The 24,891-nt window shown below is 68.6% G+C and carries 22 protein-coding genes and 6 pseudogenes; 15 read left to right on the top strand and 13 right to left on the bottom strand.

From position 1 onward, the window contains the following. Nucleotides 1-142: 142 nt before the first annotated feature. The 3 genes from AS594_RS34265 to AS594_RS34255 form a co-directional block, all read right to left on the bottom strand. On the bottom strand, nt 143-1,288 hold the full coding sequence (locus AS594_RS34265; RefSeq protein WP_240509162.1) for a methyltransferase domain-containing protein: 1,146 nt from the start codon (nt 1,286-1,288) through the stop codon (nt 143-145). A 221-nt stretch (nt 1,289-1,509) separates the two neighbouring features. Then, nucleotides 1,510-2,748, bottom strand: a complete 1,239-nt coding sequence (locus tag AS594_RS34260; RefSeq protein WP_069935728.1) for a competence protein CoiA family protein — start codon at nt 2,746-2,748, stop codon at nt 1,510-1,512. A gap of 546 nt (nt 2,749-3,294) precedes the next feature. Continuing rightward, nucleotides 3,295-4,641 (bottom strand): helix-turn-helix transcriptional regulator, encoded by a 1,347-nt coding sequence (locus AS594_RS34255; RefSeq protein WP_240509161.1) that lies wholly within the window; start codon nt 4,639-4,641, stop codon nt 3,295-3,297. Between AS594_RS34255 and AS594_RS34250 the strand changes: the two are divergent. From AS594_RS34250 to AS594_RS34240, 3 genes and pseudogenes are all read left to right on the top strand, one after another. After that, nucleotides 4,642-4,851, top strand: a pseudogene (locus tag AS594_RS34250) (transposase); the annotation flags it as partial. Nucleotides 4,852-4,951: 100 nt separating this feature from the next. Next, a pseudogene (locus AS594_RS43305) lies at nt 4,952-5,885 on the top strand (IS5 family transposase). A 218-nt stretch (nt 5,886-6,103) separates the two neighbouring features. Continuing rightward, nucleotides 6,104-6,472, top strand: coding sequence for a low affinity iron permease family protein (locus AS594_RS34240; protein WP_069774715.1), 369 nt, complete (start codon nt 6,104-6,106; stop codon nt 6,470-6,472). Between the two features lie 1,026 nt (nt 6,473-7,498). On the opposite strand, the gene AS594_RS34230 is transcribed toward AS594_RS34240, so the two are convergent. Both AS594_RS34230 and AS594_RS34225 read right to left on the bottom strand, forming a co-directional pair. Beyond that, nucleotides 7,499-8,452: an EamA family transporter gene (locus tag AS594_RS34230; protein WP_069931912.1), complete on the bottom strand. Its 954-nt coding sequence runs from the start codon at nt 8,450-8,452 to the stop codon at nt 7,499-7,501. 54 nt (nt 8,453-8,506) lie between these two features. Further along, the gene (locus AS594_RS34225; protein ID WP_069935726.1) at nt 8,507-9,148 is read right to left on the bottom strand and encodes a mycothiol-dependent nitroreductase Rv2466c family protein; all 642 of its coding nucleotides are present in this window, start codon (nt 9,146-9,148) and stop codon (nt 8,507-8,509) included. A gap of 264 nt (nt 9,149-9,412) precedes the next feature. Here AS594_RS34225 and AS594_RS34220 point away from each other — a divergent pair, with 264 nt between their 5' ends. Further along, a complete protein-coding gene (locus tag AS594_RS34220; RefSeq protein WP_069774721.1) occupies nt 9,413-10,288 on the top strand; it encodes a LysR family transcriptional regulator in 876 nt (291 codons plus the stop codon). Between the two features lie 817 nt (nt 10,289-11,105). Here AS594_RS34220 and AS594_RS41595 read toward each other — a convergent pair. Beyond that, complete coding sequence (locus AS594_RS41595) at nt 11,106-11,375, bottom strand: hypothetical protein (RefSeq protein ID WP_240509160.1); 270 nt, start codon at nt 11,373-11,375, stop codon at nt 11,106-11,108. A 355-nt stretch (nt 11,376-11,730) separates the two neighbouring features. Between AS594_RS41595 and AS594_RS34215 the strand changes: the two genes are divergently transcribed. Continuing rightward, the gene (locus AS594_RS34215) at nt 11,731-12,510 is read left to right on the top strand and encodes an alpha/beta hydrolase (protein ID WP_206281732.1); all 780 of its coding nucleotides are present in this window, start codon (nt 11,731-11,733) and stop codon (nt 12,508-12,510) included. After that, nucleotides 12,500-12,961: a hemerythrin domain-containing protein gene (locus AS594_RS34210; protein WP_069774725.1), complete on the top strand. Its 462-nt coding sequence runs from the start codon at nt 12,500-12,502 to the stop codon at nt 12,959-12,961. Before AS594_RS34215 ends, AS594_RS34210 begins: the two co-directional genes overlap by 11 nt. Nucleotides 12,962-13,115: 154 nt before the next feature. Here AS594_RS34210 and AS594_RS34205 read toward each other — a convergent pair whose 3' ends face one another. The 3 genes from AS594_RS34205 to AS594_RS34195 all read right to left on the bottom strand — a co-directional run bounded on the left by AS594_RS34205 (nt 13,116) and on the right by AS594_RS34195 (nt 14,200). Beyond that, nucleotides 13,116-13,613, bottom strand: a complete 498-nt coding sequence (locus AS594_RS34205) for a hypothetical protein (protein WP_069774727.1) — start codon at nt 13,611-13,613, stop codon at nt 13,116-13,118. Nucleotide 13,614: 1 nt separating this feature from the next. After that, nucleotides 13,615-13,740, bottom strand: coding sequence for a hypothetical protein (locus AS594_RS47345; protein WP_256096727.1), 126 nt, complete (start codon nt 13,738-13,740; stop codon nt 13,615-13,617). Nucleotides 13,741-13,897: 157 nt separating this feature from the next. Then, the gene (locus AS594_RS34195; RefSeq protein WP_069774730.1) at nt 13,898-14,200 is read right to left on the bottom strand and encodes a transposase; all 303 of its coding nucleotides are present in this window, start codon (nt 14,198-14,200) and stop codon (nt 13,898-13,900) included. Here AS594_RS34195 and AS594_RS48415 point away from each other — a divergent pair, their 5' ends adjacent. Both AS594_RS48415 and AS594_RS34190 read left to right on the top strand, forming a co-directional pair. Beyond that, nucleotides 14,201-14,458 carry a Ku protein gene (locus AS594_RS48415; protein ID WP_478078922.1) on the top strand — a complete coding sequence of 86 codons (258 nt, stop codon included), beginning with the start codon at nt 14,201-14,203 and terminating at the stop codon, nt 14,456-14,458. Nucleotides 14,459-14,648: 190 nt separating this feature from the next. Beyond that, complete coding sequence (locus tag AS594_RS34190; protein ID WP_069774731.1) at nt 14,649-15,146, top strand: hypothetical protein; 498 nt, start codon at nt 14,649-14,651, stop codon at nt 15,144-15,146. Between the two features lie 389 nt (nt 15,147-15,535). Here the strand turns inward: AS594_RS34190 and AS594_RS34185 are convergent, their stop codons facing one another. Beyond that, nucleotides 15,536-16,186 carry a hypothetical protein gene (locus AS594_RS34185; RefSeq protein WP_141743723.1) on the bottom strand — a complete coding sequence of 217 codons (651 nt, stop codon included), beginning with the start codon at nt 16,184-16,186 and terminating at the stop codon, nt 15,536-15,538. Nucleotides 16,187-16,259: 73 nt separating this feature from the next. On the opposite strand from AS594_RS34185, the pseudogene AS594_RS34180 reads away from it, so the two are divergent. Continuing rightward, nucleotides 16,260-16,851 (top strand): annotated as a pseudogene (locus AS594_RS34180) (IS5 family transposase); the annotation flags it as partial. 44 nt (nt 16,852-16,895) lie between these two features. On the opposite strand, the pseudogene AS594_RS48055 reads toward AS594_RS34180, so the two are convergent. Both AS594_RS48055 and AS594_RS41590 read right to left on the bottom strand, forming a co-directional pair. Next, nucleotides 16,896-17,702 (bottom strand): annotated as a pseudogene (locus AS594_RS48055) (IS5 family transposase). A 244-nt stretch (nt 17,703-17,946) separates the two neighbouring features. Further along, complete coding sequence (locus AS594_RS41590; RefSeq protein ID WP_240509326.1) at nt 17,947-18,165, bottom strand: transposase; 219 nt, start codon at nt 18,163-18,165, stop codon at nt 17,947-17,949. A gap of 85 nt (nt 18,166-18,250) precedes the next feature. On the opposite strand from AS594_RS41590, the pseudogene AS594_RS41585 reads away from it, so the two are divergent. After that, nucleotides 18,251-18,483: pseudogene (locus AS594_RS41585) on the top strand (amino acid ABC transporter ATP-binding protein); the annotation flags it as partial. A 60-nt stretch (nt 18,484-18,543) separates the two neighbouring features. Here AS594_RS41585 and AS594_RS34165 read toward each other — a convergent pair. Beyond that, a pseudogene (locus AS594_RS34165) lies at nt 18,544-18,970 on the bottom strand (nucleotide triphosphate diphosphatase NUDT15); the annotation flags it as partial. Between the two features lie 83 nt (nt 18,971-19,053). Here AS594_RS34165 and AS594_RS34160 point away from each other — a divergent pair. The 5 genes from AS594_RS34160 to AS594_RS34140 all read left to right on the top strand — a co-directional run bounded on the left by AS594_RS34160 (nt 19,054) and on the right by AS594_RS34140 (nt 24,884). Beyond that, nucleotides 19,054-19,497 (top strand): MarR family winged helix-turn-helix transcriptional regulator, encoded by a 444-nt coding sequence (locus AS594_RS34160; RefSeq protein ID WP_069936036.1) that lies wholly within the window; start codon nt 19,054-19,056, stop codon nt 19,495-19,497. A gap of 115 nt (nt 19,498-19,612) precedes the next feature. After that, a complete protein-coding gene (locus AS594_RS34155) occupies nt 19,613-20,734 on the top strand; it encodes a catalase family protein (RefSeq protein WP_240509159.1) in 1,122 nt (373 codons plus the stop codon). Nucleotides 20,735-20,955: 221 nt separating this feature from the next. Continuing rightward, entirely contained in the window at nt 20,956-21,759 is an 804-nt protein-coding gene (locus tag AS594_RS34150) for an ATP-binding cassette domain-containing protein (RefSeq protein ID WP_338120218.1), read from the top strand. A 396-nt stretch (nt 21,760-22,155) separates the two neighbouring features. Next, complete coding sequence (locus tag AS594_RS34145; RefSeq protein WP_069774738.1) at nt 22,156-23,640, top strand: NUDIX domain-containing protein; 1,485 nt, start codon at nt 22,156-22,158, stop codon at nt 23,638-23,640. After that, complete coding sequence (locus AS594_RS34140; RefSeq protein ID WP_079144249.1) at nt 23,637-24,884, top strand: protein-L-isoaspartate O-methyltransferase family protein; 1,248 nt, start codon at nt 23,637-23,639, stop codon at nt 24,882-24,884. The genes AS594_RS34145 and AS594_RS34140 overlap by 4 nt, the downstream gene beginning before the upstream one ends. The last annotated feature ends 7 nt before the right edge of the window (nt 24,885-24,891 follow it).

Below are 24,891 nucleotides of genomic sequence, written 5' to 3'. Positions count from 1 at the left end.
TCCGCCGGACGCTGAACGTACACCACGTCGTGCACCGACAGTACGGCGGCGGCAACAAGAGGAAGCCCTCGACTGCGCCTGCGGCCGCTACCTCGGCGTCCTCACCGCCGAACACCCCTCAACGAACTGACGCGGGGCTGCACTAGCTCACCAAGGGCGCGCGCCCCGCCGATTTCACCTGCCACCACGAGTTCCCCGGGTCGCGGGACCAAACGTACTGCCGGTTCGGTTCCACGGTCATGCCGAAGTCATACACGTCCGGCCGGTCCTCGGCCAGCCACCGGTCCCAGGCATGCTCGAGCTCGTCGGCCAGGCGGCGAGGACCTCCCTGGTCGGCGATGGTCCGCCCACCGCCGAGTGCGGAGAGCGTCGCCCACGACGAGACGCCATCATGCAGCCAGGCGTTCATGCCGTCCTCGTCGACCGCCGTGGTGATCTCCACCTCGGGCAGGGCGACCCGCAGAGCAAAGCGCAGATGGACGTTGTCGGCCAGGAGGCACACGTCCTTCTCGAAGGGCCCCTCGTCCTGCGAGGGGCCGTCTCCGCGGACCTGCGCAAAGCTCCGGCCGACGAGGAGATGGCGGGGCGGCATGAACGCGGCCAGCCCCTGCATCCATCCGGACGCCGACCGACCGTCAGCGGCAACCTTCAGCGCCACATGCCCCAGCCGGCCCCACGGGGTCACAATCCGCCCGCCCGACCGGGTCTGCGCGACCCACGTCCATGGCACCTCGTCGACCGCGAAGGTGGAGATCACCCGGTCGTACGGCGCGCCGCTCGGCCAGCCCGCGGCGCCGTCACCGACGACGACGCTCACGTCGGCACCCGCCGCCTCCACGTTCCCCTGGGCGGACTGGGCGAGTGCCTTGTCGACCTCGACCGTGATCACTCGGCCCGGGCCCGTCCGGCGGGCGGCGAGTGCGGCGTTACGACCGGTGCCGGCACCGAGCTCCAACACCTGGTGGCCTTCCTCAAGGAGCAGCGAGTCGAGCATGTCCGCGACGACGGCTTCGCAGCTCAGGCTGGAGCTTGGGACGCCGTGAGTGATCTGGGTGATCGTGGCGTCGTCCGGGTCCGGGTAGACCAGGGCGGCCCACCGGTCGGGATTGGCACTGCGGTCGACCGGCACGTATGCGTGCCCGTCCCAGTACCAGACCTGGTCCGTTGCGAAGGCCTCGCGGGGCAGGTCGCCGGCGGCCTGGCGGATCCATGGCGCTCGCGCCGGCCAGGCGCCGCGCTGCTCCATGTCGGCATCGAGGCGTCGGCGGTGCTCGGCGAGTTGAGACACGGCTACTCGTCCTTCTTGTGCTGCCCGTTGGACGGCGGTGGGGTCGGTACCTGGCCGTCGGAGTTGTCCGGTGGCGGCGTGCCCTGGCCCGGGTCCGGCTGGGGTTTCTCGTGCTTGCCCATCATGTCCCCCTTTCTCGTCGCCTGATGGGTGCGGGCCATGCTGACGCACAACCAACCAGGGCGGTAGGGGGCATTCTCAGCCGCTCCGGCCAATATGCCTTACGGGCGCGTGGAGGCTGGGTGCGGGGTGACGCGTACGAAGTTGCTGTGGCCGGTGACCGGGTCCAGCACCGCTACCTTCAGCGGTGTGCGGGCGGCGGCCTGGATGCGTGAGAGCCAGGTCTGGTTGGGCACCAGGATCGTCAGGCCCTTGGGCCATCCGGCGAGCGCTTCTGGATTGGGACAGACCACACCTGACAGCTGGAACCCGACGCTCTCCCACCTCGGTCGGGCGTAGACGGGCAGCCCGTCGCCGTAAGCGGGGCCCGGGGTCCCGTACTGAATTGCCTTGCCGGATGCCGAGCGGACCATTTGTGTGAAGACCTGCCACACCATGGCGTCCAGACCCGTCTGCTCGAAGAAGGGCTTCAAACGCTGTACTTCCGCCTTCCGCTCCCGAGCCCGCTGCTGCGCGAGCCGGCGGCGTTCCTCGGCCCGCTGCTCGGTCTCCTTGCGGCGCTGCTGGGCGTCAGCAGCGCGCTTTGCGGTCTCGGCCTCGGCTTCCATCCGGGCGCGGACGATTGCCAGCTGCTCGTACGGGGGCGTTGTCCACCTCACTGTGCCGTTCGGGCCGGTAAAGGCGTGCACCCGCTTCTCCAGGATCCATTGGACCGCTTCGCCGAGCGTGCAGGTGATGTGCACCCACTTCGCCTTCGCCTTCAGCGTGCGTGGCGCCCAGGTGTAGCGCGCCATCCCGTGCCACACGGTCCAGGACTCGCCCCGCAACCGCGGAAGGCGCACCCGCAGCGAAGGCACGATGCGCTCCCAAGGCCGATCTTCCAAGGCGACCCAGCACACCGCGACTCCGTCCTGCGCGTAGCGGTCCGTGCGCATGCGCGCCTCGTCCGGCGTCAGGGGCGACAACTGCGCCTCCAGCGCCATGAAGGGACGGCCGCGCTCGTCGAAGACCATCGCGTCGGCCCGCCAGGTCCGGGCCTCATTGCTGACTTCCAGCTCCGCCCGCCACCCCGCCGCCCGAGCAGCCATGGCCAGCTCCAACTTCAGCAGGTGGTGCTCCGGCGACTCGTTCGCCAGCTCGCAGTTCTCCGGCCGCACCTGGTGGTAGAAGTGCCGGACGCTGTAATGCGAGACCCGGGCGAAGACCCGGCCCCGGCACTCCGGACACGTCAGCACCAGGCCCTTGACGCGATGAACGTCTGCCCAGGCACGGCCGCAGCCGAGATCACCCCGAGATGCATCCAGTCGGCCCCAGTCCGCATGTACGGCGGTGTACCCCATCGGCTCCTCTCCCCCCTCGTACGCCCGCCGCCCAGCGTCTCCACCGCCCAGGCGGCACGTCACCGGATCCCGCAGAACGGCGGAAAGTGATCGCCACCCGGCGGGTTATCCATCAGGTCCACAACTGGACGGAGGAGGCCCGACCGGGCTGGTGCCCTCTTCGCAGGTCGCCCCTGCTCGGCAGACGGCGAGGCCGTCTGCCGGCAGCGGCGCCACACTCGGCATCACCGTGCCCGGGTGACACGCCACACGTGGTTCTGGGGCGCAGGCGGCGGCCACCGGGCGAAAGCTGACTCTCATACGGCGACCTGGCCATCCTCAGGATGGCGTCCGGATGCTCCGCGAAGGGTGCGAGGCCGAGGCTGTTGTCGGAGTAGGACGACGCTGGGACGCTTCCGCCGCGTCGCCAGAATGTCGCCCGGACGAGGGCGAGCCCGGGTTGAGCCGGTCATTGCCGGGCGTGACTCGCCCGCTACAGTCACGCGGCAGCGGGCCGGAGCCACTGGCGTTGGCTCCGGCCGCTGTGTCCGGTCGGGCGAGGACGGGTCAGGCTGTGTCCTCCTGTGGTTCAAGCAGCGCGAAGTACGTCTCGCGCTGCTGCTCGGTGAGCTGGCCGTCGAGCGAGAGCGCCGAACGCAGCGCGCTAAGCGTGTCCGCCGACGGCACGTTCCAGGTCGCGTGAGCCTGGCGCTGGATCTCCCCGATGGTGGCGTATGCCTCGCCGGGGAAGCACCGGATGTACCAGTCGAGCATCTTGCCCACCGAGGGCGTCAGGTTGAGGTGCCACCACTTTGTGGAGACGTGGCCGCCCTTGCCGTCCTGGTCGTCGGCGAACATCTCGACGGTCTCGGCGAAGTCGTGCAGCACGGCTGCCCGCACGGTGCGCCCAAGGTGTTCGGTGGGGACGATCTGACCAAGGCTAGCGCCCACCGACCAGGCGAGCTCACCCGCGATCTGGGTGACGGACTCCTTGTTGCGGTGGCGCAGCACCCACCGCTTGCGCACGTCTGGCCGGTCGTACAGCGCGTGCTGGAAGTCGGTGGCAAACCGGTCGCGCACCTCTGCGGCTCCGGGCGAGAGGGCGTCGCGGTCACCGGCGGACATCGCCTCCCCGATGCCCTGGTAGGAGCGCTTGCGGGCCTCGACCCAGTCGTCGACCACCGCGCGGGGCCACTGGTCGCGGCCGCCGACGACGGCCTGCGGCCTGGGGACTTCGATGTTGCCGCGAGAGATATAGGCCCGCAGCGTCGAGGCGGTGATGCCGCCCAGCTCCGCCATCTCCGGGGCACCGATCAGCTGCGCCCCCGTCAGCTCCGGGCTGGAGACGTCGATCACGCACCGCTCCAGCGGCAGTGCACCATCCTGTTCCTGGTGATGCTCCGCCCACAGCGCCAGGTGGTCGAGCCACTTGTCCGGTCGCGCGGCCTCCGGGTCGAAGGTGGCCACTTTGCCGACGTACGCCCGTGCCGGGTCGGCGCGGCCGTCCAGCATGTCGGCGGCGGTGACGGTGACGGCCATGCGGGCCTTGCGCCGCTCGTAGTCCTGCGCGACGGGGTCCCATACCTGGCCAGGCCGGAACCACATCTCACCGTTCCACCAGTAGCCGCCGGCGCGGAAGAGCAACGGCTCGCCATCCCATTCCGTGTGCAGTCCGGAGGTGTCGCCGTCGCGCATGAGCAGAACGCTGCGGCCGTGCTCCGGGTGGGAGCGAACCGCCCAGCCGAGGGTGTGGTCGAGCGGGTCGGTGGTGAAGGCGCTCCAGCCGCCGTCCGCGCGGTTCTTGTCGAAGCGGCCCCACATGCCCTCGCCCCTATTGCGGCCGACGGCCTCGATGGCCTCGGGGCCTTCGTCGAGGGGAAGGTGGGAGTCGTCGACGAAAGGGAGGCCTGGCACCGGGGCGTGAAACCGGTCATCGCCCGCCGCGGCACCGAGCACGGCTCCGGCCTGGGCACCCAGCGCTGGGTCGTGGAACGTGCCTTTGCCCACCTGCACTGGTTCCGCCGCCTGCGGATCCGCTGGGAGATACGCGACGACATCCACGAAGCATTCCTCACACTCGGATGCGCACTCATCTGCTGGCGGCGCCTGAAGTCATTCCGATAGGAGTTCTAAGGCACGACCCTTCGCCGCCGCCCGGGTCGCACCACTAGCTACTGTCCGGACGATCATGTGGCTGCTCTGTGCCCGGGTCGTTGATGTGCGCATGGGGCGAGGTGATCTGAGTGATGCTGAGTGGGACGACTGCGGCCGTTCCTGCCGGTCAGCAACAGGCGTTGTGGTCGGTGGCGGGATCACCGGCAGGTGATCGACGGGATTCTTCACCGGGTGCGGACCGGTGTGCAGTGGCGTTACCTGCCGGAGCGGTTCGTGGCCGTGGAAGACGGTGTATGAACGTCATCGACTGTGGTCTACCGACGGGACGTGGGAGCGTCTTCTGCAGCAGGTGCAGGCCGCCGCCGACGCGGCGAGTGAGATCGACTGGGACATTTCGGTGGATCCTACCGTCGTGCGTGTGCATCAGCATGCGGCGGGTGCCCGTACCGATCCGCCGCCGGCCCCCGCGCCAAAGGGGGCCGAAGTCCCAAAAAACATCAGAGCGAAACACCGTGGCAGAGCCTGGTCGCCCGCCTGGTGGAGGTGGTGCTGGAGGTGAGAGCCTGGGCCGCTCGCGCGGCGGCTTCACCACCAAGCGCCACCTGAGCGCGGACGGCCGCTGCCGCTCGCTGTCCCTGATCGTCACACCGGGCCAGCGGGCGGACTGCACTCAGTTCAAGCCGGTCCTGGAGAAGATCAGCGTCCCCGGATGGGGCCGGGCAGTCCCCGCGCGAACCCGACACCCTCGCGGCCGACAAGGCATACAGCAACCGGCCCTGCCGCGTTACCTGCGGCGTCGGGGCATCCGGCACGCCATCCCGGAGAAGGCCGACAGCCAGGCCGCCCGCCTCCGCAAAGGCTCACGCGGGGGGACGGCCACCCGCCTTCGATGAAGTGCAGCAGTACAAGAAGCGCAAAACCGTTGAACGGGCCATCAACAGACTCGAGCAGCACCGGGCGGTGGCCACGCGCTACGACAAGCGCCTCTACGTCTGCTTGGGCACCGCAACCGCCGCAGCCTCACCATCTGGCTCCGCACGTGATCGGCCGGACAAGTCCTAGCCGTCAGTGCGGCTCGTCGACCCGGGCGCGGTCATTCTTCCCTGCTCGGTTTGCGGTCCTGGCGTGACGCACCAGCACCCGCACCGCCCTGAACATCAGGTGGCGCGAGTTGTGTTTCCCGCCCGGTGAGTCTGTCATCCACCGTCGTTCCAACGACCTGGTACGTGCTCCGAATCGAAACCGGGGTACCGGCCAGGTCATGACACTTGAGCATCCCGCTGAGCGCGGTGGAAACGAGCGCGACCGCTTCGCGCACCTTGCGGAGAAGTCTTCGAACTTTACGAGCAGTCCCACGTTCTTCGGGCTGTGCCTGCTCCTGGTCGGCATAGTCATCGGTGCGCATGCGGCCAAGGTTCCGATGGCCTGGATGATGCTTGCCGGTGAGTCGATGACCGCGGTGACCCTGCTGCTCCTGGCTCTCCTCAAGAACAGCGAACGGCGTGCCGAGCACGCCATTCAGCGGAAGCTCGACGCGATCGCCGCTGCTCTGATTGAGCTGCAGGAAGGCGAGCCAGGTCCAGCCCAGCGGGATTTGCAGGAGGCGATACGCGTAGAGGACCAGACGTGACCGAGCCCTGGCAAGCCACGCTTCTCCTTCCGCGCGAGCCGAGTCAGCCGTCTCTGCGACATCGACCCAAACCTGAGGGTGATGCCGACAGAGCCCCGACCGTCCGAGGACAGTTGGGGCTCTCCGCTCCTCGCTGACCGGGGGAGGTACCTGGGATCAGGTGATCTCCGCTCAACGCTCAACTGACCAACTCATCAAAGAGGCACGCGCTAGCGGTGGTTTGTTAGACGGGGATGTAGAGGTCAAGTGGGTGGCCTGCGCCGACGGCGTTGACATGACCGCCGCTCCGCGACTGGGCACCGTCATGCCGGCCGGGAGCGGCGGCTGCTGGTATGGCGGGACACCTGACCTGGCGGGCACACAGACGTCGCTACGCAGTCCAACCCGGGGCCAGCAGAGATCGCGATGGCCTCCCTTGTGTCTCCCGAAGCCTGGGCGGCACTCGCCCTGTCGACCTGCTCAGCGATGGACTGATCGAAGCCCTCGGCTCCAACCGTGGCCATGAGGTTATTGATCTTCTGGAGGTTCGACGTCGCAAGATCGTCAGTCATGTGCGCTTCCCTTAAGGCCGACTACATACAGAAGCGATCGTTGCACTCTCTGTAGTCACCCACAACTGTCCGCTACCCCAGATCGGTGCGAACCTCCGCCCAGGGAAGATCACCACCCCCGGCCCCGCCGCAGGTGGCGAGGCCGGCGCCGAGCGGTGCGCATGGTCTACGAGGTCGTCGCCTTCCAGGCCCTGCGCGACCCCACGCTGAGGCAAAGACATACGCTGCGCTCCGCATCCGGCCTGTGCACCAAGGGCGCGCCCCGGACCGCTTCGGTTCGGGGCGCTTGGCGTTCGCGCCCCCAGGCCATTCGACGTGGGAGCGCCGCCGCGGCCGGGAAAGGGGCCGTATCGTCCTCCGAGCCCCGGCCGCGAAGCTCGTCAACGAGCTCGAAGCCGCGACAAAGGACATACACAAGGCCAACACCCACAGTTCGGGGCAGCAGTCAGTGACCACAGGACCCGATGCCCCGCCATTATCCGCTGCGTTCCTGTTCCAAAGCGGGTTGGTCGGGGAGGTGCGAGACGAGGGTGCGGGGTGGAGCCGAGGAGGTCTCCTCGGACTTCGTTTTGGGTGGGCACGGCTGGCCGAGCACAACCGCCAGGAAGATGACGACCATGCCGACAATTTGGAGGGCGGACAGCGTCTGGTCCTTGAAGAGGTAACCCAGCAGGGTCGCCACGACCGGGCTGCCCAGCGCCAGGAAGGAGACCGCCACGGCTGGCAGGCGTTCGATGCCTCGGAACCAGACGATGTAGCTCAGGACCGCGCCCAGGATGATGAGATAGGCGAACCCGATGACGTTGGAGCCGGTGAGACCGTTTGGCAGGTCTTCCAGCCACAGCCAGAACGGCAGCAGGACCAGACCGCCCGCCGTGAGTTGCCACCCGGTGAACGTGAGCAGACCCACGCCCTCCGGCCGGCCCCACCGCTTGGTCAGTGTGATGCCCGAGGCCATGCACAGCGCTCCGCCGACTGCGGCGAGGACTCCGATGGTGTCGAGCGACGCCGTGCCCCTGAAGACAAGCAACACCACGCCCCCGGTGCCCATTGCGCAGGCCAGGGCATGGATGGCTCTGATCCTCTCAGCGAGGAAGAGGGCGGCGAGGATCACGACGAACACGGGCTGCGCCGACATGATCATGGCGGCGATGCCGCCCGGCAGCCGGTAGGCGGCGAAGAAGAGCAGGAAGTTGAAGGCGCCGATGTTCAGAATGCCCAGCACCAGCGCGCGCCACCACCAGATGCCGACGGGAAGCTTCCCGCCGAGGGCCAGCAGGACCAGGCCGCCGGGCAAGGCCCGCATGATTGTCGCCAGAAACGGCCGGTCCAGGGGCAGCAGCTCGGTGGTCACCAGGTAGGTGCTGCCCCAGACCGCCGGAGCCAGGCCGGTCAGGGCAGCCGTCAGTACATTCTGTCTGTTCTTCATCTTGCCTCAAATCCCGCGGGAATCACTGTGGTTCGCGACATCCGTCCAGCCGGCTCAGTCGAAGATCGGGTCGCGGTCGCGGCCGCGCTTCAGCTCGAAGAAACCGTCGATGCTCGCCACGGCCAGCACGCCGTCCCAGAGCGTTCCGGCGGCCTCGCTACGGGGGGCGGGGATGAGAACGGGGCCAAAGAACGCCAGCGGCTTCCGCTCCGGTCCGGGCACGTGGATCACGGGGGTGCCGACCTCAGAACCGACAGGGTCCATCCCCTCGTGGTGCTCGGCCCGCAGCGGCTCGTCCCAGGAGGTGTCCTCCGCGGCCTCGATCAGGTCGGCGGGCAGAACCGCCTCCTCCAGGGCGGCGCGAATCATGTCGTGGCCGATCCCGACCTTCTCGTGGTGGATCAGACGTCCCATGGCGTTGTAGAGGGGGCGCAGCATCTCGTTGCCGTGCTGCTGCTGTGCCGCGACACCCACGCGCACGCATGCCCAGCCGTCGATCATGCCCTGGCGGTACTTCTCCGGGACCTCGCGGCCCTCGTTGAGGACCGACAGGCTCATGATGTGGAAACGAGTTTCCAGCGGTCTGACCTGCTCCACCTCCAGCATCCAGCGTGAGGTGATCCACGCCCAGGGGCAGCGGGGGTCCACCCAGATGTCGGCGACGGTTGTCTCGGAACGCGGTGGCGTGGTGCTCATGGCGGTCGCTCGTCCTTTCGGTGTCACGGGCGCGAGGGCGCGCGCAGGCATGCCTCGGCGGTGTGCGCCCAGGTGCGGAGGTAGGGAAGAGGGCAGCGCAGGAGCGGCTTCGGGCATGCCGGAGGGGCCCGATCGCGGGCCCGCCCGGCAGAGTTGCTCCGACAACGTTCCTGCTGTGTGCGGTCCTCACAAGTCTCGCGCCGGGGGTATCAATGAGTCCAACACATGCTTGTCACGTGATCGATCTCGAATCACGATGGATCCATGGAGCTCCAGCAGATGCGGTACGTGATCGCCGTGGCCGAGACGAACAGCTTTACGAGGGCTGCCCAACGCTGCCTCGTGGTCCAGTCCGCGCTCAGCCACCAGATCGCGCGCCTGGAGAAAGAACTGGGTGCGCGGCTCTTCGAACGCACCAGCCGCCGAGTCCGGTTGACCCCCGCGGGCGCGGCCTTCCTGCCCTCCGCCCGCCAGTGCCTAGACGCGGCGGAGCGGGCCGCCGCCGAAGTCGCGGCGTCCGTCGGGGAGGTGAGCGGACGCCTCGCGGTGGGGCTGATCCCCACTGTCGCCGCCGTGGACATTCCCGCCGTCCTGAAGGACTTCCACCAGCGTCATCCGAAGGCCCGGATCAGTCTCAGTGTGGGAGCGAGCGACGAGCTCGTCGAGCGGGTCAGGCAGGGCGAGATCGAGGTGGCCTTTCTCGGCATCCCGGTCACGGCCCGCCCTCGGGGCGTCATGGCCCGGGAACTGGCCCGGGAGCGGCTGGTCGCCGTGGTCGCCCCGGACCACCCGCTCGCCGGCGAGACCTCGGTCGACCTCCGTCGGTTGTCCTCCGAGGTGTTCGTGGACCTCCCGGCGAAGACCGCCGGCAGGGCCCAGTCCGATCTGGCCTTCACCGCCGCCGGCCTCACTCGCGAGGTCGCCTTCGAGGTGACCAACGCGGACTACCTGGCCCGTCTGGTCGGCGCCGGCCTGGGCGTGGCCCTACTGCCGCCCGCGTATGTCGCGGGCATGACCGGGATGGTCACGATCGAGGTCACGGAGGCACCAGCACGCGCCGAGTTCGTGGTCTGGGGTCGGGAGAGCCGCACTCCGGCGGCCGCGGCCTTCTTGGAGCTGTTGGGCGTCGAGGAGGAATGAACGCAGGTGCGCGCGGACGAGCCGGGGGCGCCCCCATCCGATGCGGGTGGGGGTGCCCACGGCTCGTCCGTGACCGTTGTCGCCAGTACGGCTGGTAGCCCTGAGGCCGTATCCAGGGGCGTCTTACTCCGTGCGGCTTCCTCATCCAGCTTGCTGAAATGGTCCACGACTCCGGCGCCAAGCCGGTGGTCCAACCGTTCGCGTGAAGGCCGCCACCATAGAGGTGGGTTGGAGACCGCTCGCGTGGAACCAGCAGGTGAACGCGCCGACGGCCACATGCCCACATGTGCCTCCCTGTTGCGAGCTTCAGTCCCTGTTCTGATATGTGTCCCGGCTCTGAGCTGCAGGTCTACAGCGACGCTCCGGTCAGCGACTGAAGGCTTCAGTCCCTGACCGCCTGTCCTCTCGACTCAGAACCGGGCTTATTGGCCACAGACGCGTCCGTCCGGGCCGGAGCACGATTTCCCCTGGCGGGCGGCTGACACCCCCGTTCGGCCGGGCGCAGCGTGCTGTGCCCTGCTTGTCGTCGTACGGTCTGGCGGAAGGCCGCCTTTCAGACAGGACGGGCGGCTGCGGCCCACGCTCCGCAGATCGTTCTCAGTGCAGCTGTCGTCCCCCGGGTACTCATTTCCGCAGGCGAGGCTGGGACGAGCGGCATCAGCGACTTACGGGCGTGTCCTTGCGGTACGGGCTGTCCACCACGTGCCGCCTTGCCAACGCGCTGAAGCCGCAGCAATGACGGGTAGCAGGGCACTGAGGCGTTGCGCTGCCTGACTGACTTCAATCGGCATCCGAACTGGGTAGCTCAGCTGGGCACTCACAGGACGCTGGTGCCCTCATCGGTGATCTTGACGGTCAGGCGGCGGTGCTCGTTGAGCAGGGCGTCCTGGGCCGTGTCAGAGCGCAGCTCCGCGGCCGCGTCCACGTCGAGCAGCAGCCAGGAGAACACGCGAACGCGGCGTTGCAACGCGTTCCATCGCTTGAAGGAGTGGAAGCGGGCCCGAGCGCTGTACACGGCGGCCGCCCCCACCGGCAAGACGGACAGCAACAACAGCGGCAGCAGGGCCGGGTTAGTCGTTGCAGACACCGTGTCCCCCGCAGGTTGTGTCGCATTCCGGAGGGCGGCGCCCCGGCCTGTGACGCGCCGCGGTGCATCGGTGTGTGCCTTTCGCGGGTGTTACGAGTAAGCAGCATCCCAGTCGGAGGGGCCGCCGAGCGGCTGCTTGAGAGAAGGCGGCATGCGCAAGGCGCGCTTGACGTTGCCGAGAACGCAGTGTGAGGCGATGACGCCGACTCGCGGTCCTCGGAGACTGCGTGCTCACCCTGACGCCATCGCGGCAGCGCGACGCAACCGCCCTTCTGGCGTTGGCGGTTATAGTTTCAGGCAGCGTCGCGTGCCGGTGGCGGATGAATCGTCAGGCATGGAGGCGTCGTATCGAAAGGTGGCTCCGGCCATTCCCACCCCAATTTCACAGAAGATCACGCTTTACCCCGCCGAGGACCGGTTCTTCGGCTCCCGACCCGCCGTCCTCGTCCTGCCCGGCGGCGGCTTCCGGGAACTTCCACCGCACGAGGGCGAAGGCTACGCGCGCTGGCTGTCCGGCCTCGGCATCCACGCCTTCGTCCTGTCCTACCGGCTGCTGCCGGACCGGTTCCCGGCCCCGCTCGAAGACGCCCGGGCCGGGTTGGACCACATCCGCAACGGCGACCACGGCCTCGACGTCGGCCGGGTCGGCGTCATCGGATCAAGCGCGGGCGGCCAACTCGCCGGCCTGCTCATGACCGGCCGGGTCCTGTCCATCGAGGAGGGCGTCGCCGACCCGCCCCGACCGGACTTCGCGATCCTGGCCTATGCGCTGGCCGACCTCGACCTGCTGCCGCCGTCGGTGGTCGAGAACCTGCTCGGCGACCTGCTGCCCATCAAGGACGAGCTATCCCCGGCCAAGCATGTGGACGCGTCGGTGTGTCCGACCTTCGTATGGGCCACCGCTCAGGACCCGCCGGGCCTGCCCAACGCCCTGGAGTGGACCCGGGCGCTGGCGGCGGCCGCGGTACCGGTGGAGTTGCACGTCTACCCGGGCGGCAGCCACGGCATCGGCCTGGCCGACGGCGTGGAATACGGCGGCGAGCCGCATAAGTTCATTGCGCGCGAGCCGCACACGGCGTCCTGGACGACCGCGTGCGCGGCCTGGCTGCGACGGGAGGGCGTTCTTGCCGACTGACCGCGTCACCGCCTGGGGCGGGGAACTGCAGCGGGTGCACGGCAAGCTGCGAAATGCGTTGGCGCTGGCGCGGGCGGGACTGGACGGCGGCGACCCCACTGACGCCGCCACCGACCTGCTGTTGTTCTGCCACGGGTTCTGCGCTGCCCTGTCCGGCCACCATCGCGCCGAGGACGGTTCGCTGTTCCCGGAACTGGTACGGGCGCGACCCGACCTGGCGCCGGTGGTCGCGAAGCTGACTCAGGACCACAACATGATCGAGCACCTCATCGGTGGATTGCAGAAGGCGGTGGCCGACTCGACCGACCCGGAGGTGGCGCACCGCCACCTGGACGGGATCGAGGCGGTCATGGAGACGCACTTCAAGTACGAGGAGAAGCAACTGGGAGCGGTGCTGGACGGCATGGACGCCGACTTCGACCGCACCGAGATCTTCGGCCCGATTAGCTGAGCCGCGTCCCGGTCGCGCCGCCCGCCGACGGCGCGACCGGGAATCCACCTGGCTTCGAGCTGAACCGCCACCGCCTCGCCCGGGTCCTGAACCGCAACCGGCGAGGTTTCGGTGAAGCGGTGAACCGGTCTTGTGTCACGAACCGCGACCGGCCCTAACTACACGAGCCGAAGGGCGCGATGTGGTTCGTGGCTTCTGGCAGCCGTCGTACGACGCCGTTGTCGGTGACTTGCCTGCGCAGACGCTCGATCTCGTCGTGCTGAGCGGCAAGGCGAGAGATCGCCAGGTTTCTGAACTCGGTGAGCTGCGCGATCTGCTCGTCGCGGGTGATGATGCGCGATTTGAGCTCGGCATTTTGTGCCTTGAGTCGTTCAATCTGCGCGATCCGGGGATCGACGATCTCTCCGGCGTCGCGGAGTTCGTTCAACCAGCGTTCGAACTCCTCGGCGAGGTGCTGGTAGGCCCCGGGCCGCGTGGTTCCGTCGCGGTTCTTCTTGGGATAGAAGCCGGTGCGGGTCACGCCGGCCAGGGCGGCGAGGGTCTTCAGGTCGGCCTTGCCGCCGGGTGGGAGATCTCCCTTCAGGATCTGTTCCATGGCGGCTCGGATTGCGGCCTCGTTGTGGGTCTTGGATTCCTCGGTGAGCCAAGCCATCTCAGTCCGCTCCAATGGAAACGGTCTGGGCGGCGTCAATCTCGGCGACGACTCGCAGGGCGCGGTCGCGTTCGGGGGTCAGCCGCGACTTCTCGCCCTTGGCGACCGGGGGGCTTTGAATGAACACGTCGATGGCGGTAGCCTGCCCGGCCCACACGGGGCGGTGACACGGATGGTGGGTGGCCTGCGGGCAGCGCGCCGAGTCACACATCCCCACCAGCGGCTTCGTGGCTTGATGCCGAACATCTCGGCGTGGGCGCAGACGAAGTCCCAAGCGGCGGTCTTCACTTCATCTCCCGGGCGAAATACGCCGCTGCCCGACGCAGGATTTCCCGCTCCAGATGCCATTCCTTCTCCGCCTTGGCCAGACGCGCGTTCTCCGCCCGCAGCCGGGCCAAGTCGGTGTCCTGCGACGCGCCAGCGGCGACTGGACGGCCGTCGGCGTCACGCACCCAGGTCCGCAGCGTCTCGGGGTTGACGTTCAGATCGGCCGCGATGTTCTTGAACGTCCGCCTGTCGGCCGAGGCCCGCCACAACGCGACCGCGTTGGACCGGAACTCCGCACTGTACTTCGAGGGCCGTGCCACGTGGATCTACACCTTCCAGGACCAAGAAGATCCATTGTCAGGTGTGTCGACACCACGGGGATCACCTCAGCCTCGAAGGACGCCATCGTCGAGGTCACGGATGAGGAGCTCGACAAGATGCCATTGCCGACGGCGAAGGCGATCGACGTGATGGCGTTCGTGCCGGCCGTCAACATCGACCCCCTGCACATCGGCGACAGCTACTACCTGGCGGTGAACTGGACGAGCCACTGGCCGTGGCCGTCGGTGACCAAGTAGGGCTTCCATCTTACGATCGAGGAACTTACCGCCGAGACGGGACAGCTGCACAGCACCAGGGTGAGATCCTGCATACCGAAGACAACGCCCTGCCTCAAGTAGCGGCGGGTTCTGGAACCTGTGAGGGATCTGTGTGAGACGGTATACGGTCTTCTGCGCGGTCACTGATCGCGCCGATCGGTCGGGGAGGATGTTCGCGCTCACCGCATTGACGGTGGAAGCGGAGCGCCTGAAGGAAGCCGGCATGCATGCCGCGCTGGCGCTGACTGGCGTGGCGCGCGATGCGGTGTGGGACGAATTGGGGCCCGATGTACAGCGCGAGGTCGTCACACGGGCACGCGCGGTGCCCCACTACGCTGTCGATCACGTCATGCATGATCGAGACCGCTCCCTTTCTCCCTCTTTGTTGCGCGACTGCTTCGACAGCCTTGCTGACAACGGTTCGCTGGCAGATATCGCTCACTTCCCTCACGTGATCCACCTGTCCGGCCGGAACGTCAACGATGCGGCCTGTGCGCCCTTCTTGAAGAACGCACAGGCCGTCCACCACCTTTCCGGGGAGCATCGCGCGCTGGAGCGCCTGACCACTCTGCTGGCCACAGCAGCGCCATCTTCTCTGGCAGCGTCCGTTGCTGACGACGTGGACCTGTACTCCGCCTTCGACCGGTACACCCTTGGTGGTCTGTGAACCGCGCTCTTGCCGGCACATGTCCGCGATGGCGATGTCGGCGCGGCACCCTGACACGTCGCTCGTGTGGCGGACCGGTCCTCCCGGGTGGATCTACGGTGGCGGATGCGGGATTACGTGCGCGGTCTACTTGGTCAGGTTGGTTCGCGTGCGGGTATGTCGCGGTGACAGGTGGGGCAGCGCCGGCCCAGGTTGCCAGGAGGGTCCGGAGTTCTCGGATGACTTGGTAGAGGGTCAGGCCGGCGCCGTGTCTTTTTGGGGCTCTGGCCAGCCGCTGGAGGGTGCAGAAGGCGTGGGCGGCGGAGACGAGGGTGACGTGGTGGTGCCAGGCTCGGCGGCGGCAGCTGCCCAGCGGTGTCCCGGTCCTGCCTGCGCCGCGGGCAAGGGCCTCAGGCGGCGAACGGGTCGGTGTGGCCGGGCAACTGCTGCCCCGGGCGCAGGAACCGCTGGCCGCCCTGTTCGTCGCGCACCGCGAGGAACCCGGCGTCTGTCAGCCGCTGTGCGATCTGCCCGCGGCGGATCTCGCCCACCTTGAACGCCACGGTGAAGAGCAGCGCGGCCGCCCCGCCGGAGGCGACCGCTTCGACCGGCGAACTGTCGATGAGCAGCAGGGCGGTCAGGACCGCGCAGGCGAGGTAGACCAGCACCTTCTGCCTCCGGTCGGCGACGTACTGGGCCATGACGTCGAAGGTGACGAGGTCCTTCAGCACGGCCACGGCACCGACCGCTTCGGGGAGCGGCTTCAGCGAGCCCTGCTCCAGCCCCGGCACCGTCCCGCCGTTACCCGCCTGCGGATGGGCGGCGATGGTGGCCGCCTCGCGGACGCGCGCGTCGGGCTGCGGGTCACGGTACATCCGGACCTGGACGAGCGAGTTCTTGAACCCGGTCCTGTACGCCATGCCGTACGTGTAGCCGTACTGCTCCGCCACATGCGCCAGGGCGGCCGCCTTCAGCGTGGAGCCCTGGGGAGCGATCTCGACGATGTCCTGCTGACGGGCAATCTGCTGGAGCATCCCCGCTATGTGACGTTCAACGGACATCCTGTTCCCCACCCCCTGGAGCCCCGCGCCTGGGGCCGACCGGCACAGCCTAGAGGGAGCGCCGCCAATCGGAACACACACGGGCGTGCGGGACCGGCTCCATGCCGTCCTGTTGACGAAGCTGTCGGCTGCGAAGCTGCTGGACTGGTCCCGGCCGGTGATCGACTCCAGCCACGTCAGGGACGCTCGACGGGGCCAAAAGCGGACCCAGCCCGGTCGACCGCGCACGTCCGGGCAGCAAGCACCACGTCCTCGTCGACGGGCAGGGCATCCCGCTCGCGGTGTCGCTGACCGGAGGCAACCGCAACGACGCGACTCAGCTGATGCCCTTGCTCGCGAAGGTCCCGTCCATCCCCGGCCTGGTCGGGCGAACTCGACGGCGGCCCGACACCCTGCTCGGCGACCGGGGCTACGACCACGACAAGTACCGTCGGCTTGTCTGGGCACAGGGCATCAAACCGGTGATCGCACGCCGCGGCATCCCACACGGATCCGGACTCGGCGTTCACCGCTGGGTCGTCGAGCGCACCATCGCCTGGCTCCACGGCTTCAGACGCCTCCGCATCCGGTGGGAGCGACGCGACGACATCCACGAAGCCCTCCTCGGCCTCGCAACCTGCCTCATCACCCACCGAAACGTCCAACGCCTTTGTTGGGACCTCTAAGAGGGCGTTTGAAGTAGGCAGATTGCCCTTGATGCCCTGGTAAGTCAGGTAGGGGTGGTCTCGTGCGTTATGCGCCTGGCGAGGTTGTCGATCGAGGCGATGTGGATCATGGTTTCGGAGCTGGCGGTGAGGGTCTCGTAGTCGCGGGCGAGACGGCGGTGCATCATGATCCAACCGATACTCCGCTCGACTACCCAGCGCCTTTTACGACGTGAACCCGCGGGTATCCGGGTTTCTGTTGACGACTTCGACATCGATTCCCAGGCGGGCGCCGTGCTCGACGACGGCGTTCTTGAAGCCGGTATCGACCCAGCTCTTGAGATGGTCGGGTACTTCTCCTTCACCTGGTCAAAAGGCGTATTCCCAGGGCGTTCTCCGAGAGGCCGGCGGCGGTCACGGTCACGGCGAGGATGAGGCCGATCGTGTCGGTGAGGATGCCGCGCTTCCTCCCGACGATCTTCTTGGCCGCATCCGTTCCCTGGCTGGTCAGGGGCACGTTGCTGGAGGTTTTCACACTCTGGGTGTCGATCACGGAGGCGGTCGGCTCGGACGTGCGCCCCCCAGTCCCGTCAGGTCGTAATTGAGCTGGGCGAAGATCCCTTCGTCGCGCCACGCGGCGTAATAGGCATAGACGGTGCCGTGGTTCGGGAAATCGTGCGGGAGGTATTTCCAGGGGATTCCCGTGCGGTTTACGTAGAGGATCGCGTTGAAGACGTCACGTAAATCGACCTTGGCCGGCTGCCCGGTTGGCCTGCGGTCGAGCCGGGCTTTCTCCAGGCCGTCAGCGTCGGCTCGATCAGGGCCCATCGGGCGTCGGACAGGTCGCTGGGGTACGGCCTTCGCTCGCTCACGACGTAGCGTGATCACAGGCGAGCCGGAGGGCTCGGTTCCGCCGTCCATCAGGCGATTCCACAGCATCTTCAAACCAGACGGACTTCCAAGTACAGAAACGTACGAGACGGACGGCCGAGCCTCCGCTCCGGACAAAGGCATTCTCCGCATACAGGATGAAAGCCTCAGAGCAGGGCGGGGACGAGGGTATTATATAGGGCTAGACCTGCATAAACGACCCCTAAGAGGGCATCTGATCAACGTTCACGCCGGTGTGGGTGGCATGTCCGTTTCGATTCGCCAGGTTGGTGTGGATTCTCCGGTGAGTTCGCGGCTCATTTTGTTAGCCATCGCCCAGTGGATCATCGTTCGGTATCTCTGCGGCAGCGCTTCGTAGTCACGTGCCAGGCGGTGGTGCTGCATCAGCCAGCCGAAGGTCCGCTCGAAGCTGCCCCACCGCTGACGGCCGGTCATGGATTCCAACAGCGCCGAATAGTCGGTTCCAGCTCTGCCCGTCCGGCCCGCTGGGGCCGTAGGCGGGCGGGGAGAGAAGGGTGGGCAGAGCGATCTCGCCTCCGAGGGCATGACGATGATGGTCGTCACCCATGAGATGAGCTTCGCCCGGGAGGCGCCGACCGCGTCGTGTTCATGGACGGCGGGGTGATCGTCGAGGAAGGTCCGGCCGCGCAGGTCGTGGGCGCTCCCCGGCACGAGCGGACGAAGAACTTCCTCAACCGCATCCTGGACCCGTCCGCCGCCGAGCCGCCGGGTCCGGAGGCGGGCAGGCCCGCCGCCGCTTGACCGCCGATGCGGTTCAGGGAGCCGTCGGGTAGCAGTGCCCGGGGCCTGCGGGAGGTCCAGTTCCGGGCGCCAGGCGCGCAGTACGGACGCCGACGGTACGAAGAGGTCCTTGGGTACGTCGTCCGTGCCGAACCCACTGCCACCGCACGATCTTGTGCGGTTCGGTGACGCGCGGCGTACCCGTGGCGCTCTCCAGCACCGCCGCGGCCGTGACTCGGGTGACGCCTCCGGCGCCGTCCATCAGCACGGCGACGATACGGACGCCGGCCGCGGCGGCGCGCAGGGACGTCTCCTCCGCCAGCTCGCGCACGGCGGCGTCTTCGAAAGTCTCGCCGGGGTCGACCTTGCCGCCCGGCAGCTCCCAGCGGCCGTCGTGCGCGAGCCCGAGCAGGATGCGGTCGCCGGGTCCGACGACGACAACGCCTACGCCGGTCATGCTGTTCGGCGTGTGGAAGGCCCGCTCCGGGCGCTCGGCCGTGGCCGTCATGTGGGTTGCCTCCTTGTCTCGAACCGCTGCGTGCCGCGAACAGAGTGGACCACGAGTTCGGCTGATCACGGAGAATGGAGGACATGGGTGAGATCAGACCTCCGGCCGTGTCCATGGCACTCGACGACCAGCTGTGCTTCGCGCTGCACTCCGCCTCGCGGGCGGTTACGGCGGCGTACCGGCCGGTGCTGGCCGAGCTGGGGCTGACCTATCCGCAGTATCTGGTGATGCTGGCGGTCTGGGAGCGCGGCGACGTTCCGATGAAGGAGCTGGGCGCCGTCCTCGGGCTGGACTACGGAACGCTCTCGCCGCTGCTGAAGCGGCTGGAGACGGCGGGGCTGGTGCGGCGGGCGCGGCAGCCGGACGACGAGCGGCTGATCACCGTATCGGCGACGGAGAAGGGCCGGGTACTGAGGGCCAGGGCCGAGCAAGTGCCGGGCGCGATGGGGCAGAGCTACGGCATGTCGGCCGAAGAAGCGGAGCGGCTGCGCGCGCAGCTGCGGGATCTCATCGAGCGGCTGAGCTGAAAGAGACGCGTGGCGGAGTGGGATTAATCACAGACTGTTACATCGTGCACAATTAAATCGTGCACTATCTTTCTTCTCAGGGATACCGCGAAGGTCAGAAGAAGGAGATTCCGCCATGGACACCATGGATTTCGTCAGGTACGAGGCGTACACCCCCGTCGAACGTCCCACCTACCAGGCCGAGCTCGACGAGGTCGTGCGCAACGTCGGGCGGAGCACCCGCGAGTCCGTCGAACGGCAGGGTGTGGGCCGTTCGGTCCGTACGGCCCACGGCAAGACGTACGGCCTGGTGAAGGCCACTGTCACCGTGGGTGAACTGCCCGGGCCGTACGCCCAGGGCATGTTCGCCGCCCCGGCCTCCTACGACGCCGTCGTGCGCTACTCGAACGGGCTCGGCCATCTGCGCGCCGACTCGCTGCTCGGCGCGGCCTGCGGCATGGGCATCAAGATGTTCGGCGTCCCGGGCACGTCGCTTCTGACGGACGAGGCCGAGGCGACCACCTTTGACCTCAACCTGATCAACAACAACGTGTTCTTCGCCAACACGGCGTACGACTACATGGTCATCGAGCGACTGTTCGCCGAACTCCCCGACGCACTGGTGAACCCGGCACGGCGGAAGTCGTGGATGGGCGAATTCCTCACCCGCCAGGGAACTTTGGAGACGCCTGACGAGTGGCTGTGGGACGAGCTCTTCGCGATGCTGTCGTTCGTCAAGGTCCCGCGGAAGAACCTCTTCTCGTACACGTACAACAGCATGGGCGCATTCCGGTACGGCGATCACATCGCCAAGGTGCGGACCGTCCCGACGCCGGACTCACCGGCGGGCATCGGGCACGGCGGCGTCGATGTGCTGTCCGACGGCGAGGCCTTCCGCAACACACTGGTGGCGGAGGCGGGTGAGCGTGACCACTCCTTCGAGCTGCAGGTGCAGCTCAACGCCGACCTCACGCGGATGCCGGTCGACAACACTTCCGTGGAGTGGCCGGAACAGCTCTCGCCGTGGGTCACCGTGGCCCGGATCGCCATCCCCCGCCAGGACATCTCGGGCGATGAGAACCTCGCCGCCGCGGACGGCACGTCGATCACCCCGTGGCGCTCGCGCGAGGACCACCGGCCGATCGGTGAGATACAGCGGGTGCGCGAGGAGGTGTACCGCCGTTCCTCCATCGAGCGGCACCGCCTCAACGGCCAGCCCCGTCAGGAGCCGGCGAGCAGCGCGGAACTCCTGGGCTGAATCCGGCCGGCGGACCGGGTGCGCGACTGTCCGCACCCGGTCCGCGAACCGTCAGGCTGCGGGCCGCGATCCACGCGTACACCAGCACTCCGGCGAACAGGAACAGCACGCCCTGGTACACCGCCGCGTAGCCGGAGCTCGAAGCCGAAGGCCAGGGCCGCGAGGACCACGTTCGCGTAAGCCGGTGTGATGTCGTCCGCTCCGCATTTCAGGCACTCACACTGCCACGGCTTCCAAGCGCTCTCGTACTGCGCCAGCGGTTTCACCCCGCGCTCGGTCATCTGCTGGGCGGCGCGCTCCGGGCGGACGGCAACACGCGCGCAGTACTTGCAGGCAGAGATGCTGACGTCGGCGTCAACGGCTCCGGCAAGTCCACCTGCGCGCGGCTGCTCGCCGGGCTGTACGAACCCCAGGACGGCGGCACGGTCAGCTGGGACGGCGTGAACGTGCTGGACATGGACGCCGAGTCGTTGCAGGCCCGGGTGGGCTGCGTGCTCCAGGACCCGGTCCGTTTCCGGTTCAGCGCGCTGGCCAACCTGACGGTCTCCCGGGGCACGCTCACCGAGGCCGATCCGCAGCGGGCGCTGCACGCCGCGCGGGCCTCCGGCGCCGAGCAGGTCATCGCCGGGCTGCCGGGCCGGTGGGAGGCGCTGCTGTCCAAGCGTTTCCGCGGCGGGCAGGAACTGTCCGTCGGCCAGTGGGCGAAGGTCGCCGTCGCCCGCGGCCTGTACAAGAACGCGCCTGTCCTGCTGCTGGACGAGCCGACCGCCAGCATGGATCCCCGCGCTGAGCACGCTGTGTACCAGGCGGTACTGCGGGACACACCACGCCCCGATCAGATCACGGTGCTGATCTCCCACCGCTTGGCGAGCGTCGTCGCCTGCGACCGCATCTTCGTCTTCGACGGCGGCCGCATCGTCGAGACCGGCACCCGCCAGGAACTAATGGACCTCGGCGGCAAGTACGCCGGCATGTTCACCCTGCAGGCCGCCGGCTACCGCGCCGACGCCGGAGAGGCAGCATGATGCCCAGCACGCGCAGCCCCACCCCACGACGGCGTCGGCCGGCGCCTGCCGGCGCGCCTCACCGAGGACCGCCGCGGCGCCGACTGCCCGATGTCCGCGAACGCCTTCGTCGCCGACGACATCGGCTGGGGCCTCCTGGTGCGGCGCGGAGAGGTCAGCAACGCCTACCTGTGGCGCAGCCGGTCAGGTGCTCTTCGGGAGAGGGCTCGTAAGCACGGGCCTGAACACGGCCGATGGCCCGAAGCCGACATCCCCGGCAGGCCCTCCGGCCCACTGAACGCGCCCTTGCCGCCCAGCGCCCGATCGCCGCACGACCCCCAGTTGGGGCGACCCCGCATACGGCATGTGCCGCTCCCCCCAGCCCACGCCCTGCCCCCCAACTCCCGAGGTGATCACGTGCCGCCCTCCCGTTCCCACATCCGCGCGACCATCGAGGCCTACCTCGGCCGGCATGCCGAGGAACGAGAGGATCTGGACGGGCTGCTGGCTGTCCTCGACGGCAACGGTGAGCCGTCCAGCCGCGCCACGCTTCCCCATCACGTCACCTGCAGCGCGGTGGTCATCGACCGCGACCGTCGGGTGCTGCATATCGACCACCGGGCGACTGGGCTGCTACTCAACCCCGGCGGCCACGTTGAGGCGGGTGACCGCACGCTCCTCTCCGCCGCCGTGCGGGAAGTGTGCGAAGAAGCCGGGATCCGCCCCGGCGACCTCTGTCTGACCCCAAAGTTCCTGGACTCGCCGATCGACGTCGATGTCCACGACATCGACGCCAATCCGGCCAAGGGCGAGCCCGCCCACCAGCACTTCGACTTCCGCTTCGCGTTCTACCTCACAGCCGAGCAGCCGCCGCTCGCCCTGCAGTACGAGGAGGTCACCGGCGCTCAGTGGCTTCCGTTCGCCGACGTACGGTCCCCTACCCTGCGGGCGAAACTCCTGGACGCCGGGGCGGAGGGGCTCGACGGGCAGCCGGAGCCCGTCAACGCCGGCGCCTTGATCCACGACGGGCATGGCCGCTACCTTCTCCGTCTTCGCGATGACCGGGAACGCATCTGGGCACCCTGGGTGTTCGCCCTCCTCGGTGGCGGCCGCACGATAGACGATTCGTGCCTCGCAGCGACGCTGCGGCGGGAGCTCGCCGAGGAGGTGCCGGGTCTGGAGCCCACCGATTTGATGCCGTTCGCCGTGGAGGAAGCGACGAGCGTCGACGGCCTCGCGGTGCCGATTCAGGTCTACGCCGGCCGATGGAAGGGGAAAGCCGAGACGGTGGAGCTCCGCGAAGGTGTCCTGCTGAAGTGGTGCACCGTGGACATGCTCGAACGGCTCCGCCTGAGCCCCGGGCTCGGGGAGCTGATCCGGCGCCACGCGGCGGAGCATCCCGCAGCGGAGGGACCGCCGGACCGTCCCCGTCCGTTGCCCGGCGAGGCCCCGGCGGGGACCGAGCTGCACATCGTCGGTGTCCACCTCCACCTCCAGGACGAACACGGTCGGATCCTCCTCGGCTTGCGCCACCCCAGCTCCGCCTTCGCGCCGGACACCTGGCACTTCCTGGCCGGCCACTGCGAGCGGGAAACGGCGATCGACTGCCTGGTTCGAGAAGCAAAGGAGGAAGCGGGCCTCACCATCGCGCCAGAGGACGTCGATCTCGTCCACACGGTGCACCACGTCGACTCCCCCGACGCCCGGCCGAGGATCGCGCTCGTCTTCCAGGCCCGTTCCTGGACCGGCGACCCGGAGGTCCTGGAGCCCGACCGGTGCGGGGAGTGGCGGTGGTGGAAGCCGCAGGACCTTCCGGCCGAGGTCGTGCCGTACACCCGCCGGGCCATCGACGGAATCCTTCGGGGGCGCCCTTACTCCGAGCAGGGCTGGGGCGAGCGATGAGCACTCTGGACACCCGTCCCACCGCCGGCCCCGTCGGCGGGGCCGCGCCGACAGATGCGGAAGCGGATCCGGCAGCCGCGCGGGCGGCGATGGTCGCCCGGCTTGAGAAGGAAGGGTCTCTGCGGCCGGGCCCGGTCCGCGACGCCCTCCTCGCGCTGCCCCGCGAAGTGCTGATGCCGCAGGCGTACGTGCGGCGCAGCGGCCCGGGCGAGGAGCCGCCGCGGTGGGATCTGCTGGACTGGTCGGCGCCGCAGGACCGTCCCGAGTTGCTCGGGCTGCTGTACGGCGGGGCCAGTGTGCTCGTCCAGCACGATGGGGAGCCGCTGCTGGGCCGGGCGCGCGGGACGCGAGCGGGGGCGTCGATCACGTCGATGTCGACGGTGATGAGCCTGACCGCCGACCTGCTGGAGGAACTGGATCTGCGCCCGGGCCTGCGGGTACTGGACGTCGGGACGGGCGCGGGGGTGACCGCCGCGGTGGCCTGCCAGGTCTGCGGCGACCAGGGGGTGGTCGCCCTCGATCGGGACCGGAACCTCACCGACGCGGTCGCCGCCCGCCTGTCCGATCTCGGCTTCCGGCCGCAGGTGGTGTGCGGTTCGGGCGAACAGGGCGTCCCGGGCCGGGAGTTCGACCGGATCTTCGTGTCGTACGCGGTGGAGCGCGTGCCGATGGCCCTGGTCGAGCAGCTCGCGCCCGACGGCAAGCTGCTGGCGCACGTGACCAGCGCGTCCCCGTCGTGGCCCGGCCTCGCCGTCGTCCGGCGCACCGCAGACGGGCATGTCACGGCGGAGCTGCGGGCCGTGGAGTTCGCCCACCGTGCCGGGCACGGCATGGCGCGGATCTGGCTCAACGAGGGGTTCCGGCAGCGCATTGCCACCGAGCCCGGCGCGTGGACCCAGCGGAGCATGCTGGTGCCGCCCGCGGACCGCGACCGCGGCTTCTGGCTGGCGGCCGACCATCTCCTCGGCGGCGGTCTGGTGCGGGACTTCGGCTCTGAGCACCTGGCGCTCGGCGCACCCAGCTGCGGATCCTGGATGCGCGCGGAGCCGGTGGGCCACCGGCGCTGGAGCGTCACCGTCAACGGCCCGCGGGACATCTGGAAAGAGATCCAGGACCTCGCCGACCGGTGGCGGGTCGCATGCTCCCCCGACCGCTACCGCCTCTACTTCGACGCGGACGGCGGGCAGCGGGCCGCGTCCGCGTGCGGACACCTGTCCTGGCAACTACCCGCCCCCCCACCATGAGGGAGCC

This window comes from Streptomyces agglomeratus (assembly GCF_001746415.1).
Taxonomy (GTDB): domain Bacteria; phylum Actinomycetota; class Actinomycetes; order Streptomycetales; family Streptomycetaceae; genus Streptomyces; species Streptomyces agglomeratus.
Note: the sequence above shows the minus strand (reverse complement) of the source record. Positions and strands in the feature narration are given on the sequence as shown.

Excerpts from the sequence above, each read along its gene's own strand:
- AS594_RS34230 (WP_069931912.1), bottom strand. The coding sequence starts at position 8,452 with ATGAAGAACAGACAGAATGTACTGACGGCTGCCCTGACCGGCCTGGCT.
- AS594_RS34240 (WP_069774715.1), top strand. The coding sequence starts at position 6,104 with ATGACACTTGAGCATCCCGCTGAGCGCGGTGGAAACGAGCGCGACCGC.
- AS594_RS34160 (WP_069936036.1), top strand. The coding sequence starts at position 19,054 with ATGGGTGAGATCAGACCTCCGGCCGTGTCCATGGCACTCGACGACCAG.
- AS594_RS34260 (WP_069935728.1), bottom strand. The coding sequence starts at position 2,748 with ATGGGGTACACCGCCGTACATGCGGACTGGGGCCGACTGGATGCATCT.
- AS594_RS34220 (WP_069774721.1), top strand. The coding sequence starts at position 9,413 with ATGGAGCTCCAGCAGATGCGGTACGTGATCGCCGTGGCCGAGACGAAC.
- AS594_RS34185 (WP_141743723.1), bottom strand. The coding sequence starts at position 16,186 with ATGTCCGTTGAACGTCACATAGCGGGGATGCTCCAGCAGATTGCCCGT.
- AS594_RS34205 (WP_069774727.1), bottom strand. The coding sequence starts at position 13,613 with ATGGCTTGGCTCACCGAGGAATCCAAGACCCACAACGAGGCCGCAATC.
- AS594_RS34140 (WP_079144249.1), top strand. The coding sequence starts at position 23,637 with ATGAGCACTCTGGACACCCGTCCCACCGCCGGCCCCGTCGGCGGGGCC.
- AS594_RS34225 (WP_069935726.1), bottom strand. The coding sequence starts at position 9,148 with ATGAGCACCACGCCACCGCGTTCCGAGACAACCGTCGCCGACATCTGG.
- AS594_RS34190 (WP_069774731.1), top strand. The coding sequence starts at position 14,649 with ATGTTCGCGCTCACCGCATTGACGGTGGAAGCGGAGCGCCTGAAGGAA.
- AS594_RS34155 (WP_240509159.1), top strand. The coding sequence starts at position 19,613 with ATGGACACCATGGATTTCGTCAGGTACGAGGCGTACACCCCCGTCGAA.